Here is a 16,746-nt window from a genome sequence, read left to right as displayed (position 1 = left end):
TGGGTGGCCCGTCGTCATAATATGGAGCGACCATGATCACCCTCTACACCTTCGGCCCGGCCTTCGGGCTGCCCGACCCCAGCCCCTTCGTGACCAAGGCCGAGCTGCTGTTGAAGCTGTCCGGCCAGCCCTATCGCACCGACACGCACGGTTTTTCGCGCGCGCCCAAGGGCAAGCTGCCGTATATCGACGACGACGGCGTACGCGTCGCCGATTCGACGCTGATCCGCTGGCATCTGGAACGAAAGTATCGCATCGACTTCGACACAGGCTACGACGAGCGCGAGCGCGCGCTCGCGTGGTCGGTCGAGAAGATGCTCGAAGAGCACCTGTACTTCGCGCTGGCGCACGTGCGCTGGGTCGACGACGCCAACTTCGAGAGTGGCCCGGCGGTCTTTTTCAAACGCGCGCCGGCGCTGGTGAGGCCTTTCGTCAAACGCGTGATCCGCGGGAGGGTGAAAAAGCTGCTGAAGGCGCAGGGCATGGGCCGGCACAGCGACGCCGAGATCACCGAGTTCGCGGCACGCGACATCGACGCGGTCGCTGCCATCCTCGGCGACAAGCCCTTCCTGCTCGGCGACACGCCATGCGGCACCGACGCGACGGTGTATGCCTTCGTGATAGGTATCGCGTGCCCGGTCTTCCAGACGCCGCTGATCGAACGGGTCGCGCGCCACGCGAATCTCGTCGCCTACGTAGAACGGATGCGCGCGCGCTTCTATCCGGCGGAGTGAACGGCGGGTTGCGCCGCCTGGCGGGGCAGTTGACTGGAGGCGAGAGGAGGACAAGCGGCGCTCTGGCGCCGCTTTTTTCATTTCAGCAAGACGTCGGCGAACAGATAGCCACCGCGCTCGACCACCTCGTTCACTTCGACCTTGAGCGGGTAGGCGAAGCAGGGGCTGTAGGCGACCACGGTGTGGAACTCGCCGTTCTCGCCGCACACGTCGGCCTCGTCCGGCAGCGTGGCGATCAAGTCGGCGTCCCAGCGCTGGCCTGCGATCTCGGCCGGCACCTGTTTCGGGTTCGCGCAGCAGACGTAGGTCTCTACGCCGGCTTCTAGCATCTCGGCCGCGAGTTCGCGCGTGTCGCTGCCCCACAGCGGAAACACCGCTTCGATGCCGCTGCCGGCGAGCTTTTCCTCGCGGTAGCGGCGAACGTCTTCGAGGAACAGGTCGCCGAAGGCCATGCAGCAGATTCCGTCGGCCTTAGCGCCGGCGACGAAGTCGGCCATCACCTCGGCGTACTGTTCGTGGCTGCACGGGTTGGGGATCAGGATCACGTGTAGCGGCAGGCCGGCGGCCTTGGCCTGCGCTTCGAGCAAGGCGCGGCGCGGCGCGGCGCGTGCATCGCGACGCGGTCGTATTCGGCGTTGACGGTACAGAACAGGCCGACCACGTCGTAGTCGGGCATCGTTTCGCGCAGCACGAAGAGCGCCCAGGCGCTGTCCTTGCCGCTACTCCAGCTGAGCAGGGTTTTCATGGCGGGCTTTATAGCAGTTGCCGTCGGGCGGGCGGCTCGGCCAACGTTGGCCGAGCCGGGGGCACTTCGTGTACTTTAATGGCTTATGCATTTATGGGCGGACGGATCTGCAGCGTATGGCATAAGCCGACGCTTATATAGCGTGGCGTTTCCAACCGTCGGCGTCATATAGCGAAAAACGGAATATATACAATATTTATTATTCGTTTACTGACTATGGCCCAGACGGTAACATTCGTCCCCTGCGTACCCCGCACCCGAACAAGCGCTTCAAAAACACGGTTACCCACGTGATACGCCTAGAAAATCTGCAAAAAACCTTCGTCGTCGACGGTCGCGCCGTGCCGGCGCTTGACGGCATCTCGCTCGAGGTGCCGGCCGGCGAGGTGTTCGGCATCATCGGTCGCTCGGGCGCCGGCAAGAGCACGCTGATCCGCATGCTCAACCTGCTCGAGCGCCCGGACTCCGGCCGCATCTTCGTCGACGGCCACGACATTTCCGGCCTGTCCGACGCCGCGCTGCGCGGCGTGCGCCAACAGATCGGCATGGTGTTCCAGCACTTCAACCTATTGAGTTCGCGCACCGTCGCCCAGAACGTGCGCCTGCCGCTCGAGTTGACCGCCAGCGGCAGCCGCGCCGAACAGGACGCGCGCGTCGCCGAGCTGCTCGAACTCGTCGGGCTAAGGGAGCACCGCGACAAGTACCCGAGCCAACTCTCGGGCGGGCAGAAGCAGCGCGTCGGCATCGCGCGTGCGCTCGCCAACCGGCCCAAGCTCTTGTTGTGCGACGAGGCGACCAGCGCGCTCGACCCGCAGACGACACAGGCCATCCTCGACCTGATCGCCGACATCAATAGAAAGCTCGAGCTGACCGTCGTGCTGATCACGCACGAGATGGGCGTGATCCGCCGCATCGCCGACCGCGTCGCGGTGATCGACGCCGGCGCCATCGTCGAGATCGGCGCGGTGTCCGACGTCTTCCTGCACCCGCAGCACCCGGCGACGCAGAGCATGGTTGCCGAACTGTCGCACGCCGACGAGCTCGAAGACTCGGGCCTCTTGGCCAGCGCGACCGGCGCGGTATGGCGGCTGACCTTCGTCGGCGCGACCACCCACGAACCGATCCTGTTCGATACCGCCAGCCGCTACGGGCTGTCGTTCAGCCTGTTGCAGGGCACGGTGTCGCGCCTGAAGGACCTGCCGTACGGCCAGCTGGTGGTCGAATGGCATGGCGAGGCGTCAAGGTTGGCCGAGGCCCGCGAAGGGCTGGCCGCGCGTGATGTGGTGGTGGAGGTGTTGCGTTGATGGAACTCGATTGGAACCTGCTCGACTGGACCGAGATCGGCATCGCGACGTGGGACACCTTGCGCATGCTCGGCTGGTCGCTGTTTTTCACCGTGTTGTTCGGCCTGCCGCTGGGCGTGCTGCTGTTCCTGACGTCGCGCCGCCAGCTGTTGCAGAACGGCCTGCTGAACAAGGCGCTGTCCTTCGTCGCCAACGTACTGCGTTCCTTGCCGTTCCTGATCCTGCTCGTCGTGATGATTCCGCTGACCGCGTGGCTGGTCGGCACCTCGCTCGGTGTCGAAGGCTCGATCCCACCGCTCGTCGTCGGCGCGACGCCGTTCTTCGCGCGGCTGGTCGAGACCGCGCTGCGCGAGGTCGACCGCGGCGTGATCGAGGCGGTGCAATCGCTCGGCGCGACGCGCTGGCAGATCGTCTCGAAGGTGCTGCTGCCCGAGTCGCGCCCGGGCCTCGTCGCGGCGATCACCGTCACCGCGATCACGCTGGTGTCGTACACCGCGATGTCGGGCGTGATCGGCGGCGGCGGCCTCGGCGACCTGGCGATACGCTACGGCTACCAGCGCTTCCAGACCGAGGTGATGATCATCACCGTCGTGATCCTGATCGTGATGGTGCAGTTGCTGCAGATGCTCGGCGACTGGCTGGTCACGCGCGTGTCGCGCAAATAAGTTTTCACCCCAACGATGTTGTGAGCCTTGCCCTTCCATAAGGATGCAGACCATGAAAAAGACGCTGATCGCCTTCGCCCTGTCGACCGCCGCCGCGACCGGCTTCGCCCACGCCGGTGAAAAACTGGTGGTGGCCGCCAGCCCGGTGCCGCACGCCGAGATCCTCGAACACATCAAGCCGGCGCTCGCCAAAGAGGGCGTCGACCTCGAGGTGAAGGTGTTTACCGACTACGTGCAGCCGAACGTGCAGGTCGCCGAGAAGCGCCTGGACGCCAACTTCTTCCAGCACAAGCCCTACCTCGACGAATTCAACAAGGCCAAGAAGACCCGCCTCGTGCCGGTGACCGCCGTCCACGTCGAGCCGTTCGGCGCCTACTCGAAGAAGATCAAGGCCAAGGCGCAGCTGGCGAACGGCGCGACCGTCGCGATCCCGAACGACCCTTCGAACGGCGCGCGCGCGCTCTTGCTGTTGCAGAGCAACGGCCTGATCAAGCTGAAGGACCCGAAGAACCTGCTCGCGACCTCGCGCGACATCTCGGCCAACCCGAAGAAGCTGAAGATCCGCGAACTCGAAGCGGCGACGCTGCCGCGCGTGCTAGACCAGGTCGACCTGGCGCTGATCAACACCAACTACGCGCTCGAGGCCAAGCTGGTTCCGACCAAGGACGCGCTCTTCATCGAGGGCAAGCAGTCGCCGTACGCGAACTTGCTGGTCGCGCGTCCGGACAACAAGAACAGCGCGGCGATGCAGAAGCTCGCGAAGGCGCTGAACAGCCCGGACGTGAAAAAATTCCTGGCGACCAAGTACCAGGGGGCGATCGTCCCGGCGTTCTGAGCGTCGGCCAAGGTCGCGACTCGATGAAACAGGCGTCCGGTACGCCTGTTTTTTTGTGTCCTGCGCGCGCGACGGGCACGGGCTGCACGAAGCGGCCCGAAAGCTCGATGGAGTGGAGAAACCATCAGTTTGCGCCAGGGAAATCAGTAGGGCATGGGGCGAGAGGGGTCCCCGTCGTGAGGACGGTGGTAGGGGCGGTCGCGTTGACGGTCGTGGCGCGCGCTCCGGATTCGGTGCGACAGCTCGTCGTAGCGGCGCTGCAGGCGGTCGCGTTCCCAGCCGGAGAGGCGGCCGTCGGCGAGGTAGTCGCGACGCTGGCGCTGGTAGTCGCGCACCATCTGGGTCAGACGGAAGGCCTCATGGCGGTTCAGCTGGCCCGCGCGCACCCCCTGGTCGATGCGCCTTTCGAGCGGACGCGCCGAGTAGTAAGCATCGGGCTGGGCGAAGGCCGGCAGCGCGCAACCGAGGGCGACGAGGGCGATGAACAGTCTTTTCATGGTGGTCTCCTTACCGGAGCGGTGACGATGTGTCCAGCATAGGTGCGAGGTTTTGCCCATCTATGTGCGTTGGCGGGGCAAGTGTTAAGAGACGCTGCGGGGGGATCCATCGCGGCGGTGCCGTATCGGCGGCGGCATCCCGGCGTGCGCATATAAAAAAAAACAGGCACCCGCGGGTGCCTGTTTTTGATGCAACGTTGGCCGAGGCTTAACGACGCCCGGACGGCTTGCCGCGCGCGGCGGGCTTTCCGCCCGTCTTGGCCGCAGGCTTGCCGCGCGGGGCCGGCGGCGCGTCCTGGAAGCGCTGCGTCGGATGGTGCGCGGTGCGCGCGACGTTGAAGCGCTGGCCCGGCCGATCGCGGCCGCTGCCTGGCGGCGTCGGCGCGATCAGGTGCTGCTTGCCATAGCCGATCAGGTCGCGGCGGCCCATGTTCAACAGCGCGTCGTACAGGATCTGCCAGTTGTCCGGATGGTGGTAGCGCAGGAAGGCCTTGTGCAGTTTCCTGCGGTAGCCGTCGCGCACGACGTCGACCTTCTCGGACGAGCGCGCGAGCTTCTTCAGCGGGTTGCGGCGCGTGTGCCACATCGTCGTCGCCATCGCCATCGGCGTCGGCATGAAGGTCTGCACCTGGTCGAGGCGGAAGTTGTTCTTCTTCAGCCATAAAGCCAAATTCAGCATGTCCTCGTCGGTCGTGCCCGGGTGCGCGGCGATGAAGTAGGGGATCAAATACTGTTCCTTGCCCGCCTGCTTCGAGAAGCGCTCGAACATCTCCTTGAACTTGTCGTACGCGCCCATGCCCGGCTTCATCATCTTGGACAGCGGGCCCTCCTCGGTGTGCTCGGGCGCGATCTTCAGATAGCCGCCGACGTGGTGCGTCACCAGTTCCTTCACGTACTCGGGCGACTTCACCGCCAGGTCATAACGCAGACCCGACTGGATGTTGATCTTCTTCACGCCGGGGATCGCGCGCGCCTTGCGGTAGAGCTGGATCAGCGAGCTGTGGTCGGTGTTCAGGTTCTCGCAGATGTCCGGGTAGACGCACGACAGCTTGCGGCACGACTTCTCGATCTTCGGGTCCTTGCACGACAGGCGATACATGTTCGCCGTCGGGCCGCCGAGGTCGGAGATATGGCCGGTGAAACCGTCGGTCTTGTCGCGGATTTCCTCGATCTCCTTGAGGATCGACTCTTCCGAGCGGCTCTGGATGATGCGCCCCTCGTGCTCGGTGATCGAGCAGAAGGTACAGCCGCCGAAACAGCCGCGCATGATGTTGACCGAGTACCTGATCATCTCCCACGCCGGGATGTGCGCCTTGCCGTACGAAGGATGGGGGTTGCGCGCGTACGGTTGGCCGAACACGAAGTCCATCTCTTCGGTCGTCAGCGGGATCGGCGGCGGCGTCAGCCACACATCGCGGTCGCCGTGCAGCTGCACCAGCGCGCGCGCGTTGCCGGGGTTCGACTCGAGGTGCAGCGTGCGGCTGGCGTGCGCGTACAGCACCGGGTCGTAGGCGACCGCCTCGAAGGCCGGAATGCGCACCACGGTCTTCGCGCGCTGGGCGCGGCGGATCGCGACCCGCTCGTGCACGTTCATGAACTTGATAGTCTGGACCACAGGCGCCGGTTCGGCGTCTTTCGGCGCGTTGTCGGCCGGGCTCATCGCGTACGGGTCAGGGTGCGCGTCGACGCGGCCGGGGACGTCGACGGTGGTCGAATCCATCTCCTCCCACTCGTCGTTAGGACGCCAGCCGTGCGGCACGATGAAGGCGGTGCCGCGCACGTCGTGGATTTCGGACAGTTTCTCGCCGCCGGCGACGCGGTGCGCGAGTTCTACCAGCGCGCGTTCGGCGTTGCCGTAAAGAAGGATGTCGGCCTTCGAGTTGATCAGCACCGACGGGCGGACCTTGTCGCTCCAGTAGTCGTAGTGCGCGATGCGGCGCAAGCTGGCCTCGATGCTGCCTATCATCACGCCGACGCCGGGGTAGGCCTCGCGGCAGCGCTGCGCGTACACCGTCACCGCGCGGTCGGGACGCTTGTTAGGCTCCCCACCGGGGGTGTAGGCGTCGTCCGAGCGCGGCTTCTTGTCCGCCGTATAGCGGTTGATCATCGAATCCATGTTGCCGGCGGTTACGCCGAAGAACAGGTTCGGTTTGCCGAGCTCGCGGAACGCGTCGGCCGACTGCCAGTCGGGCTGCGCGATGATGCCGACACGGAAGCCCTGCGATTCCAACAGCCGCCCCACCAGCGCCATGCCGAAGCTCGGGTGGTCGATGTAGGCGTCGCCGGACACGAGGATGATGTCGCAGGAATCCCAGCCGAGCTCGTCCATTTCGGTGCGGCTCATCGGCAGGAACGGGGCGGTGCCGAAGCGCTGCGCCCAGAACTTGCGGTAGGAAAAGATAGCTTTGACGTCGGACAGTTGCGTGTTCATGGCGGGGGGGATTTTCGGCAAGACGCGCATTGTGCCAGATTCGGCCGCCATGATCACGAAAAAAGCTTTGCTTTCATCGGCTTGGCCTGGCTTTTTGATCAGGGTGCGCGTTCGCAGTCGGACAGGCGGGTGCGGACCGGGGCGCGCGGCTTGAAGCGCCGACGCAGGCGTTCGATTTCGCCGCGGGCGGCAAGCTCGGTGAGCGCCTTGTCGAAGGCGTCGCGGTCCTCTGCACGCGCGAAGCCGGCGTGGCGCGGCGACGGCGGCAGGATGTCGGCCACCGCCAGCGCCGGCACGTCGCAGCGCCCGGTCAACGCGCGGGCGTCGAAGGCCGCGAAGATGTCGACGTCGCCGATCACGACGTCGACGCGACCGCGGTAGAGCAGCGGGCCCAGCAGCGACTGGTCGGCGTGCTCGCGGTAAGCCGGGTGCTCGGCCATCGTCTCGGCGTATTCGCGGCCGAAGAGGCCGCGTGCGTTCTGGAAGGCGGCGACGCGGTAGGGCGCGAGGTCGGCCGGCGTGCGCAGCGTCAGCCGGGACGACGCCAGCGAAATGGCGCGGTTGCGGTAATGGAGCAGCGGCTGCGAGTAGTACACGCCGGGCTGTCCGGACAAGCGCGGACAACCCGCAGGCTGCGGCGTCGCCGGTGTGCAAAGCGGCCGCCTGCCCTACAATAGCGGCCATCGTATTTTGCCCGAAAGCCGTCATGACCCTGGCCCGCCGTTTCTGCCTGCCGCTTGCCGCCGCCGCGCTCGCCGCCGGCTGCACCACCCCCCCGGTCGCCCCCCAAATGGCTCCGGCTATGGTCCCCGGCGTCGAATCGCAGACGCCGCTCTACCCGCCGAGCGGCGACATCGTGATGCCGACGACGCCGACGGTGATGCCGCCTGCCACGCCCGTCGTCACGCCGCCGCGCAAGATCTACCTCTATACCAGCCAGAGCGAAGGCCGGGCGCTGCTCGCCAGGCTGATGCCGACCGGCATCGCCGACCGCAAGGGCTGGACCGAAGACATTCTCGACGCCTTCACCGGCCTGAAACTGCCGTACAGCCCGGAAAACTTCTGCGCGGCGATCGCGGTGATCGAGCAGGAGTCGAGCTGGCAGGCCGACCCGTCGGTGCCGGGTCTGCCGAAGATCGTGTGGGGCAAGATCGAGGAAAAGGCCGACCGCTACCACCTGCCGATGGTCGCGGTGAAGACGGCGCTGATGAAGACGTCGCCGAACGGCAGGAGTTACAAGGAGCGCATCGATGGGCTGCGCACCGAGAAGGAAATGAACGCGCTGTACGAGGACATGGCCGCCGAATCGGGCCGCCTCGGCCTGCCGGCCGGCAAGAACCCGATCCGCACCGGTGGGCCGATGCAGGTCAGCGTCGAATTCGCCGAAGGCCACGCGCACGCCTGGCCCTACCCGTACAGCAAGCGCGGCAGCTGGCGGAACGAGGTGTTCACGCGGCAGGGCGGCCTCTACTTCGGCATCGCCAACCTGCTGCACTACCCGGCGCCGTACTCGCAGATGGTCTACCGCTTCGCCGACTTCAACGCCGGCCGCTATTCGAGCCGCAACGCCGCCTTCCAGGCCGCGGTGCGCGAGATCACCGGCCGCCGCCTCGCATATGACGGCGATCTGTTGAGCTACCAGGGCGGCGCGCCGGCCGGCAGCGAGACCTATAGCGCGCTGTCCAACGCGTCGCGCCGCGTCGGCATGAGCGACAACGCGATGCTGCGCGACCTGAAGCTCGAGAAGAGCGCGGTCTTCGGCCAGAGCGAGCTGTACAAGAAGGTGTTCGCGCTCGCCGACCAGGCCGCCGGCCGCCGCGTGGCGCGCGAGGCGATGCCGCAGATCGACCTGAAGAGCCCGAAGATCACGCGCAAGCTGACGACGCAGTGGTTCGCCGAAAGGGTCGACGGGCGTTACCGGCGCTGCCTCGCGCGCCAGTAAACGCCGCGTCGTTCGCCAAAAAAAGCTCGGCCAACCCTGTTCAAGGTTGGCCGAGCTTTTTTCTGGGCGAGCCCCCTCGCTCGTCTGCCCGTTCGTCGTCCGGTCGCGGCAGCTGAAGCGCGGGGTTTTCCGGCGCTGAGGCGTCAGCTTTTCACCATGAACTTCGCGGCGCGCTCGGTGATTTCCTCGAAACTGAGATCCTCGATATGCGTCGCCAGCGTCCACACGTGGCCGAACGGGTCTTCGAGCGTGCCGCTGCGGTCGCCGTAGAACTGGTCCTGCAAGGGGCGCAGCGTCTTGGCGCCGGCATCGAGCGCGCGCGCGAACCACGCGTCGACGTCGTCGACGTAGAGCATCAGCGTCATGCCGGGGCCGCCCAGCGTCTGCGGGCTGCGAAAGCCCATGTCGGGGCATTCGTCGGCGAGCATCACCGCCGAGTCGCCTATCCTCAGCTCGGCGTGCCCGACCTTGCCGCCGGGCGCGTCGACGCGCATCGCCTCTACGGCGCCAAACGCCTGCTTGTAGAAGTCGATCGCTGCGGCGGCGTTCAGGATCGCGAGGTAGGGGGTGACGGTGTGGTAACCGTCCGGAACCGGTTTGACGGCCATGGCGAAGCTCCTTTGCGGGCGAGATCGGATAGGGGCGGGCGGAGTCGCGGCCGGCGCCCCGGACTTCTAAGCAATAGACCATCGTCCTGCGGTCCGCCAGCGTCAGGCGTCGGCGGTTTCGTCGAGCGCGGCGTCCCAGAAGCAGGCCTCGATCTTGTGGCCGTCAGGGTCGCGCACGAAGCCGCCGTAGTAGGGCGCGCCGTAGTGCGGGCGCGGCCCCGGTGCGCCGTCGCCGACGCCGCCGGCTGCGAGCGCCGCCTGGTAGAACGCGTCGACCTCGGCGCGCGAGCGTGCGAGAAAACCGAAGTGCGAGCCGTTGCCGCGACTCGCCGGCGCACCGTCGATCGGCACCTGCACCCAGAATTCCGGGTAAAGCCGCCCGTAGGCGACCGCGCCGGGGTGTTCCATCACGCGCTTGCAGCCGAGCGGCGCGAGCGCCGCGTCGTAAAAGCGCGTCGCTCGGTCGAAGTCGTTGGTGCCGATCGATACGTGCGAGATCAGGCTGGGAAAGTCGTTTTCCATGGCGGTCTCCTTGCGGTCTTCATGAGGCGTTGAAAGGGCGGGGTCGATTACAAAGATAGGACGGCGGCGGCGTCTTGCCTCGGCCAACGTTGGCCGAGGTTTTAGGGGGCGACGCCTAAGGACGAAGGCGGCTGGCTGTCCGGGTCAGGCGAGTCGTACACGCGGTGCCGTATCTTGATTCGGTGCCGGGTAGGGCTTGGCGAAGGTGAAGGCTTCGGGCGTTGAGCCTTTTTCTTGCAAGGCTTCAAGCCTTGCCTTTGCCGACTCGACGGTCGGGATGTGGCCTTCGGATATCCACCATAAGGCGAGCGAGGGGGCGTTTAATGGATCGAACCAGCTCTTTTTGTTTTTTATCAGGGTCACGTGCTCGCCGGTGTAAACATAGCTTTTCAGCGATTCGAACGAGTCCCAGACCGACAGGTTGACGATGATGAGCTGATCCTCGAAGGCTTTGATGGCCGTCGCATCGCCTACCTCGGTCTGCAGGCGCCACACGAAGCCCGGACTCTGCTCGGCAAGCGCATTGATGTGATCCAGCCGATCGACGAAGCCTTTCATGATCGGATGGTCAAGTGGGGCTTTTGCCCTGGCGATATTGACTTGCGCCAGTTGAAATCTGTCTTCCATTGCCGCTCTCTGGGTTCGTCTGAATGTGGGAGTGGAGCCGCTGCCGTGGGGGCTCCGCTCGATCGATGGGAGTATGCCTTCTTGGCATTGACTGCACGCGCGGCACGGGATAGATGGCATGGATCGCCCCGTTCACTCTGCGTGAGTGGCTGCAGAACAGCAGTGCCCCGTCGCCCCCTATGTGGTTGGCTAGCTTGCCACATATAGCGATATGACAAAAGAGTTGCGGTGGGCGTTGAGGCCGCATCGGCGGCTTGACGTACGGGGAACAGGCTGCGGGGAGTTCAGGAAGGTCTGAACCGCAGGCGAGGCGCGGCAAGGAATGATCGCCGTTTCTCGGACGCAAAAAAGCCAGCGCATGCGCTGGCTTTTTTGTTGAATCTGGCGTCCCCACGGGGAATCGAACCCCGGCTACCGCCGTGAAAGGGCGGTGTTCTAACCGCTAAACTATAGGGACTTGGTGGTGCACCCGGAGCGATTCGAACGCCCGACCCTCTGGTTCGTAGCCAGATACTCTATCCAACTGAGCTACGGGTGCACGGTCCCGTCGCGGTTTGTGCTGCAACGAGGAGGCGAATCATAATGGGCGCTTTTCGCCGTGTCAAGCGCCTTTGCAGTAAAATGCGGAAAAGGGCGGGCGCCGCCTTGGATTGAGGACGCATCGTGAACACGCAACGCTGTTTTCTGCAGGTCGATTGCAACAACTTCTTCGCGTCGTGCGAGACGGTGTTCGATCCGAGTCTCGCCGGCCGGCCGCTGGTCGTGCTGTCGAACAACGACGGTTGCGTGATCTCGCGTTCGGCCGAGGCCCGCCGCGCCGGCGTGCCGATGGGCGCGCCGCTGTTCGAGGTGCGCGAGCGGCTCAAGCGCCTCGGCGCGGTGGTGATGTCGTCCAACTACACGCTGTACGGCGACATGTCGAACCGGGTGATGGCGCTCTTGGCGCACTACGCGCGTTCGCACGAGGTGTATTCGGTCGACGAGTGCTTCCTCGACGTGACCGGCGAAGCCGACCCGGTGGCGCTGGCGCGGCGCATCCGCGACGACGTGCTGCGCGGGCTGGGGCTGCCGGTCTGCGTCGGCATCGGCCCGACCAAGACGCTGGCCAAGACCGCCAACCGCATCGCCAAGGGCGACCCGAGCTTAAGCAGCGTGTTCAGCTTCATGGACCTGTCGGCCGCCGAGCGCGACGCGAGCTTGGCCGAGCTCGCGGTCGAGGAGGTCTGGGGCATCAACCGCCGCCTCGGCACGCGGCTGCGGCTGGTCGGTATCGCCGACGCCGCGGCGCTCGTGCGCACCGACCGCGACTTCTTGCGCCGCCGTTTCAGCGTCGTGATGGCGCGCCTCGCCGACGAGCTGTCGGGCGTCGCCTGCCTCGACATCGACGACGTCGCGCCGAGGAAGAAGATGATCCTGTCGTCGCGTTCCTTCGGCCGCAAGGTCACGGCCTTGGCCGAGCTTCAGGAGGCGGCGGCGATGCACGCGGCGCAGGTTGCCGAAAAGCTGCGTACGCAGCGCTCGCACGCGGGTTTCCTGCAGGTGACGATACGCTCGAGCCCGCACGCGTCAGAACCTTACGTGCGCGACTCGACCACCGTCGGCCTGTTGCCGGTGTCTAACGACAGCCGGCGGCTGATCGCGGCGGCGCGCGACGCGGTGGCGCGCCTGTACCGGCGTCACGTACGCTACGCCAAGGTCGGCGTGTGTGCGCTGGAGCTCTCCGACGCAGAGCACGCGCAGGACGACCTGTTCGTCGGCCGCGCCGACGCCGACGCGCGCGGCGAGCGCCTGATGGCGGCCGTCGACGCGATCAACCAGAAATTCGGCCGCGGCAAGCTCAAGTGGGCGTCCGAAGGCGTCGCCCAACCCTGGAAGGGTAGGCGCGACAACGTGTCGCCGCGCTACACCACCCACAAAGACGAACTCCCCATCGTGAAAGCGAACTGATACATGCTGTTTGACCGACCCTGCGCGATCGTCGACCTGGAAACCACCGGCGGGCACATCACCCGCGACCGCATCACCGAAATCGGCGTCATCCTCGTCGACGGCGACCGCGTCGAGCGCTTCTCGACGCTGGTCCAGCCGGGCAAGGCCATCCCGCCGTTCATCGAAAAGATGACCGGCATCTCGGACGCGATGGTCGCGCACGCGCCGGCGTTCGATACCCTGGCCGAGGAGCTGGCCGAGAAACTCGCCGGCCGCCTGTTCATCGCGCACAACGCGCGCTTCGACTATGGTTTTTTGAAAAATGCGTTCAAGCGCGCCGGCATCCGCTTCCAGACCGAGGTGCTGTGCAGCGTCAAGCTGTCGCGCAAGCTCTACCCGCAGTATTACAAGCACAACCTCGACAGCCTGATCGAACGCCACGGCATCGAGCTGGCCGCGCGCCACCGCGCGCTCGCCGACGCCGAGGCGGTGTGGCTGTTCCTGCAGAAGGCGAAGGGCGAACTCGGCGAAGCGACGATGGCCGACGCGGTCGCCGAGGTGCTGGCGCGCCCGGCGGTGCCCGAAGGCATCGACCCGGACGTGGTCGACGCGCTGCCCGACGTGCCCGGCGTCTACCTGTTCTACGGCGACGACGACGTGCCGCTTTTCGTCGGCAAGGGAGCGAATCTCAGGAGCCGCGTGCTGTCGTACTTCTCGGGCGATACCAGGCACCCGAAGGAGGCGCGCATCGCGCGCGAGGTGAAGCGCATCGACTGGGTGGAAACGGTCGGCGAGTTCGGCGCGATGCTGGCCGAATTGCAGCTGATCAAGCGGCTGCAGCCGCTGCACAATGTGAAAGGTCGGCCGAGCCCCGAGCTGTGCTCGATCCGGCTGGAAAAGAGCGACGACGGCGTGCTGCGCCCCGAGATCGTGTTTGCCGACGACGTCGACTTCTCGCGCTCTCATGATCTGTTCGGCCTGTTCCGCACGCAGCGCGAGGCGAAGAAGGCGCTCACCGACCTCGCGGCCGCGCAGGGTCTGTGTCAGACCACGCTCGGCATCGAGAAGCCGACGCCGAAGAAGGGACGGCCGTGCTACGCGTGGCCGCTCGGCCGCTGCCGCGGCGCGTGCATGGGCCGCGAGCCGATCGACAACCACAACGCGCGGCTGATGATGGCCTTGTCGCGGCTGCGCGTGCAGAGCTGGCCGTTTCCCGGCCCGGTCGCGGTGGTCGAGACCGACGCGGTGTCGGGCGATATCGCCGAGCACGTGTTCGACCGCTGGTGCTACCTCGGCTCGCGCCGCGACATGAGCGGTCCGCTCGAAGGCAAGCCGTCGTTCGATCTGGACACCTACAAGTTGTTGGGCGGCCTGTTGAAGAAAACCCCGGACCACACCGAACTGCGCCTGCTCGATACCGAGCCGGTGTAGGCGTTTCGCTTCGCCATTAAAGACAAAGGTTGGCCGGGCTCGGCCAACCTTTGTCTTTTACAGGTGTTAAAGCCTCAGTCGTGCATCGCGAGAAAGCCGCGCAGCCGCGTCTCGATCAGCCGCGGGTTTTCGCCGTTGGCGATCGCCACCAGTCCCTCGACGATCAACTCCTTTGTCGCCACCTCGGCGGCGACCAGGTTCTTCAGCTTGGTCGCGATCGGCAGGAACAAGAGGTTGGCCGAGCCGACGCCGTAGACGGTCGCGACGAAGGCGACGGCGATGCCCGAGCCGAGCTTGGTCGGGTCGGACAGGTTCTCCATCACGTGGATCAGGCCGAGCACCGCGCCGAGGATACCCATCGTCGGCGCGTAGCCGCCGGCCGACTCCCAGATCTTGGCCGACTGGCGGCGCGCGTGTTCAAACATCGCGATCTCGACGTCCATCACCGCGCGCAGCGTATCGGGCTCGGTGCCGTCGACCAGCATCTGCAGCGTCTTCTTGGTGAACGGGTCCTTCTGTGCGGCGATGGCGCCCTCTAGCGCAAGAAAGCCGCCGCGGCGCGCGGCCTGGCTCCAGTTGACGATGTCGCGGATCACTCTTTCGTGGTCGAAGTCGGGCGGCTGGAACACCCAGCGCAGCATCTTCACGCCGGCGACGAACTGTTTCGGCGTCGATTGCAGCATCACCGCGCTGGCGGTGCCGCCGATGACGATCATGAAGGCGGTCAGCTGCAACAGCGAACCGATATGCCCCCCCTCGAGCGCTTGTCCTGCGAGGATGACGGAGAGGCCGCCGATGACGGCGATGAGGCTGATCTTGTCCAATGAGACGTCCGTTTTTTTGCGGAAGAGGGCTGGGGCTACAGCCAGTCTTTCAGCTTCGCGCGCAGGCGGGCGACCGCCTGGCTGTGCAGCTGGCTGACGCGCGACTCGGAAACGCCGAGCACCGCGCCGATTTCCTTGAGGTTCAGATCCTGCTCGTAATAGAGCGCCATCACCAGCTGATCGCGTTCGGGAAGCGCCTTGATCGCGTCGACGAGGCCCTCGCGAAAGCCGAGTTCGGACAGCGCGGCGAGCGGGTCGTGCGCGTTGTCGTCGGCGACGTTGGACACCGCGTCGAGCGCGTCGCCATCGTCGCCGGCGAAGTCGCCGAAGTGGACCAGAGACACGCCGCGGCAGTCGTGCAGCATCGTCTGGTAGTCGTCGAGCGGGACTTCGAGCGCGTCGGCGATCTCGGATTCGAGCGGCGGCCGGCCGAGCGTCTGTTCGAGGCGCGCGATCGCCTGTTCGATCTGGCGTGACTGGCGGCGCGCCTGGCGCGGCAGCCAGTCTTCGCGGCGCAGTTCGTCGAGCATCGCGCCGCGGATGCGCTGGCTGGCGAAGGTCTCGAAAGCGACGCCCTGGCTCGCGTCGTACTGACGCGCCGCCTCGATCAGGCCGATCACGCCGACCTGGATCAGGTCGTTGACGTCGACCGACGCGGGCAGCCGCGCCATCATCATGCCGGCGAGTTTCTTCACCAGCGGCGCGTAGTCGGTCACGTCGATCTCGGGCGCCGGCGCGTGCTGGGCGTAGGCGAGATGGCGGCTGTTGGCGGCGTAATGGGCCATGTCAGACTCCGCTCGGGGACCAGTCGCGCGAGGCGGCGATCAAGAGATCGAGGTAGCCGGCGTCGGCGCGGCCCGCTTCGGGCGCGTGCCAGTGCGGCAGCACGGCGGCCAGCTGCGCGAAGGCCTGCGCGGCTTCGCTGTCGGGAAACGCTTCGGTCAGCGGGCGCCTGAGGCTCTGGCTGCGGCGGACGAGGTTGTCGTCGGGAACGAAGCCGAGCCAGCGCAGCGACACCGCCAAGAATTCGCCGACCACGGCGGACAGCCGCGTGAACAGCGCGCGGGCCTCGGCCAAGGTTTGCGCCCGGTTCACCAGCACGTTGAACGACGCACGGCCGGCTTCCTGCGACAGCCGCTTGATCGCCGCGTAGGCGGCGGTCAGCGAGTCGGCGGACGGCGTCAGTACCAGCACCAAGTTGTCGGCGACGCCGGCGGGGACGGGGTCGAGCGAAGGGGAAGGGCAGTCGACGATCAGCGCGTCGGCGTCGCGCTCGAGCGAGGCGAACTCGCCGGTGAGCTTGAGCCACAGTTGCGGCGAGAACAACTGGCGGTCTTCGGGGCGGGCGAACAGGTTGATCAGCTCGACGCCGTGGCGCGAGCCGGTGCTCATCGCCGCGAGGCCGCTTTCGCTGACCCTCTGCGTTTCGAGCGTCGCGGTCGACGGCACGCCGAGACGGCGCGCGAGTTGCTGGCCGCCCTGGCAGTCGGCGAGCAGCACACGGGTGCCCGCATAGCCGCTCGCGACCGCGAGTTCCATCGCGAGCGTGCTCACGCCGCTACCGGGCGCGCCGACAAAGGCGAAGCTGGGCGCCCGCAAGGGACGGTGCGAAAGACGGCGAAGGCTGGCGGCTTGATCCTGCATTATCCCCT

Annotated in this window: 18 protein-coding genes and 2 tRNA genes; 7 read left to right on the top strand and 13 right to left on the bottom strand. The window is 66.2% G+C overall.

All coding sequences use genetic code 11. The features are described 5' to 3' along the window. The first annotated feature begins 32 nt into the window (after nucleotides 1-32). The gene (locus DWG20_RS01245; protein WP_115432046.1) at nucleotides 33-734 is read left to right on the top strand and encodes a glutathione S-transferase family protein; all 702 of its coding nucleotides are present in this window, start codon (nucleotides 33-35) and stop codon (nucleotides 732-734) included. Nucleotides 735-811: 77 nt separating this feature from the next. Here the strand turns inward: DWG20_RS01245 and DWG20_RS01240 are convergent, their stop codons facing one another. Then, nucleotides 812-1,321, bottom strand: coding sequence for a Dph6-related ATP pyrophosphatase (locus DWG20_RS01240; protein WP_220271994.1), 510 nt, complete (start codon nucleotides 1,319-1,321; stop codon nucleotides 812-814). Next, a complete protein-coding gene (locus DWG20_RS16230) occupies nucleotides 1,276-1,479 on the bottom strand; it encodes a hypothetical protein (protein WP_220271993.1) in 204 nt (67 codons plus the stop codon). The genes DWG20_RS01240 and DWG20_RS16230 overlap by 46 nt, the downstream gene beginning before the upstream one ends. 290 nt (nucleotides 1,480-1,769) lie before the next feature. Here DWG20_RS16230 and DWG20_RS01235 point away from each other — a divergent pair, with 290 nt between their 5' ends. The 3 genes from DWG20_RS01235 to DWG20_RS01225 are packed head-to-tail and all read left to right on the top strand — an operon-like array spanning nucleotide 1,770 to nucleotide 4,283. Continuing rightward, entirely contained in the window at nucleotides 1,770-2,783 is a 1,014-nt protein-coding gene (locus DWG20_RS01235) for a methionine ABC transporter ATP-binding protein (RefSeq protein WP_115432045.1), read from the top strand. Next, complete coding sequence (locus DWG20_RS01230) at nucleotides 2,783-3,448, top strand: methionine ABC transporter permease (RefSeq protein WP_115432044.1); 666 nt, start codon at nucleotides 2,783-2,785, stop codon at nucleotides 3,446-3,448. The genes DWG20_RS01235 and DWG20_RS01230 overlap by 1 nt, the downstream gene beginning before the upstream one ends. Before the next feature lie 52 nt (nucleotides 3,449-3,500). After that, nucleotides 3,501-4,283: a MetQ/NlpA family ABC transporter substrate-binding protein gene (locus DWG20_RS01225; protein WP_115432043.1), complete on the top strand. Its 783-nt coding sequence runs from the start codon at nucleotides 3,501-3,503 to the stop codon at nucleotides 4,281-4,283. Between the two features lie 143 nt (nucleotides 4,284-4,426). On the opposite strand, the gene DWG20_RS01220 is transcribed toward DWG20_RS01225, so the two are convergent. From DWG20_RS01220 to DWG20_RS01210, 3 genes are all read right to left on the bottom strand, one after another. Next, a complete protein-coding gene (locus tag DWG20_RS01220) occupies nucleotides 4,427-4,780 on the bottom strand; it encodes a hypothetical protein (RefSeq protein ID WP_115432042.1) in 354 nt (117 codons plus the stop codon). 208 nt (nucleotides 4,781-4,988) lie between these two features. Then, a complete protein-coding gene (locus DWG20_RS01215) occupies nucleotides 4,989-7,211 on the bottom strand; it encodes a YgiQ family radical SAM protein (RefSeq protein WP_115432041.1) in 2,223 nt (740 codons plus the stop codon). 98 nt (nucleotides 7,212-7,309) lie between these two features. Beyond that, complete coding sequence (locus DWG20_RS01210) at nucleotides 7,310-7,807, bottom strand: ABC transporter substrate-binding protein (protein WP_115432040.1); 498 nt, start codon at nucleotides 7,805-7,807, stop codon at nucleotides 7,310-7,312. A 110-nt stretch (nucleotides 7,808-7,917) separates the two neighbouring features. Here DWG20_RS01210 and DWG20_RS01205 point away from each other — a divergent pair, with 110 nt between their 5' ends. Continuing rightward, nucleotides 7,918-9,153, top strand: a complete 1,236-nt coding sequence (locus DWG20_RS01205; RefSeq protein ID WP_115432039.1) for a DUF1615 domain-containing protein — start codon at nucleotides 7,918-7,920, stop codon at nucleotides 9,151-9,153. A 143-nt stretch (nucleotides 9,154-9,296) separates the two neighbouring features. Here DWG20_RS01205 and DWG20_RS01200 read toward each other — a convergent pair whose 3' ends face one another. The 5 genes from DWG20_RS01200 to DWG20_RS01180 all read right to left on the bottom strand — a co-directional run bounded on the left by DWG20_RS01200 (nucleotide 9,297) and on the right by DWG20_RS01180 (nucleotide 11,448). Further along, nucleotides 9,297-9,761, bottom strand: a complete 465-nt coding sequence (locus DWG20_RS01200) for a VOC family protein (protein ID WP_115432038.1) — start codon at nucleotides 9,759-9,761, stop codon at nucleotides 9,297-9,299. Between the two features lie 102 nt (nucleotides 9,762-9,863). After that, nucleotides 9,864-10,283 (bottom strand): VOC family protein, encoded by a 420-nt coding sequence (locus DWG20_RS01195; RefSeq protein ID WP_115432037.1) that lies wholly within the window; start codon nucleotides 10,281-10,283, stop codon nucleotides 9,864-9,866. Nucleotides 10,284-10,427: 144 nt separating this feature from the next. Continuing rightward, nucleotides 10,428-10,910, bottom strand: coding sequence for a DUF3291 domain-containing protein (locus DWG20_RS01190; protein WP_115432036.1), 483 nt, complete (start codon nucleotides 10,908-10,910; stop codon nucleotides 10,428-10,430). Nucleotides 10,911-11,292: 382 nt separating this feature from the next. After that, nucleotides 11,293-11,367 (bottom strand) — tRNA-Glu (locus tag DWG20_RS01185). A 4-nt stretch (nucleotides 11,368-11,371) separates the two neighbouring features. Beyond that, nucleotides 11,372-11,448: transfer RNA gene (locus DWG20_RS01180), tRNA-Arg, on the bottom strand. 125 nt (nucleotides 11,449-11,573) lie between these two features. Here DWG20_RS01180 and DWG20_RS01175 point away from each other — a divergent pair. Together DWG20_RS01175 and DWG20_RS01170 are read left to right on the top strand one after the other, a co-directional pair. Continuing rightward, a complete protein-coding gene (locus tag DWG20_RS01175; RefSeq protein WP_115432035.1) occupies nucleotides 11,574-12,857 on the top strand; it encodes a Y-family DNA polymerase in 1,284 nt (427 codons plus the stop codon). A 3-nt stretch (nucleotides 12,858-12,860) separates the two neighbouring features. Continuing rightward, nucleotides 12,861-14,270, top strand: coding sequence for a 3'-5' exonuclease family protein (locus tag DWG20_RS01170; RefSeq protein ID WP_115432034.1), 1,410 nt, complete (start codon nucleotides 12,861-12,863; stop codon nucleotides 14,268-14,270). Between the two features lie 74 nt (nucleotides 14,271-14,344). On the opposite strand, the gene DWG20_RS01165 is transcribed toward DWG20_RS01170, so the two are convergent. Genes DWG20_RS01165 through DWG20_RS01155 form a run of 3 tightly spaced genes read right to left on the bottom strand, consistent with a single transcriptional unit; the run spans nucleotide 14,345 to nucleotide 16,738 of the window. Beyond that, complete coding sequence (locus DWG20_RS01165) at nucleotides 14,345-15,094, bottom strand: flagellar motor protein (protein ID WP_115432033.1); 750 nt, start codon at nucleotides 15,092-15,094, stop codon at nucleotides 14,345-14,347. A gap of 35 nt (nucleotides 15,095-15,129) precedes the next feature. Beyond that, nucleotides 15,130-15,879, bottom strand: coding sequence for an RNA polymerase sigma factor FliA (locus tag DWG20_RS01160; RefSeq protein ID WP_115432032.1), 750 nt, complete (start codon nucleotides 15,877-15,879; stop codon nucleotides 15,130-15,132). Between the two features lies 1 nt (nucleotide 15,880). Then, nucleotides 15,881-16,738 carry a MinD/ParA family ATP-binding protein gene (locus tag DWG20_RS01155; protein WP_115432031.1) on the bottom strand — a complete coding sequence of 286 codons (858 nt, stop codon included), beginning with the start codon at nucleotides 16,736-16,738 and terminating at the stop codon, nucleotides 15,881-15,883. Between the last annotated feature and the right edge of the window lie 8 nt (nucleotides 16,739-16,746).

The organism is Crenobacter cavernae (genome assembly GCF_003355495.1).
GTDB classification, from domain to species: domain Bacteria; phylum Pseudomonadota; class Gammaproteobacteria; order Burkholderiales; family Chromobacteriaceae; genus Crenobacter; species Crenobacter cavernae.
Note: the sequence above shows the minus strand (reverse complement) of the source record. Positions and strands in the feature narration are given on the sequence as shown.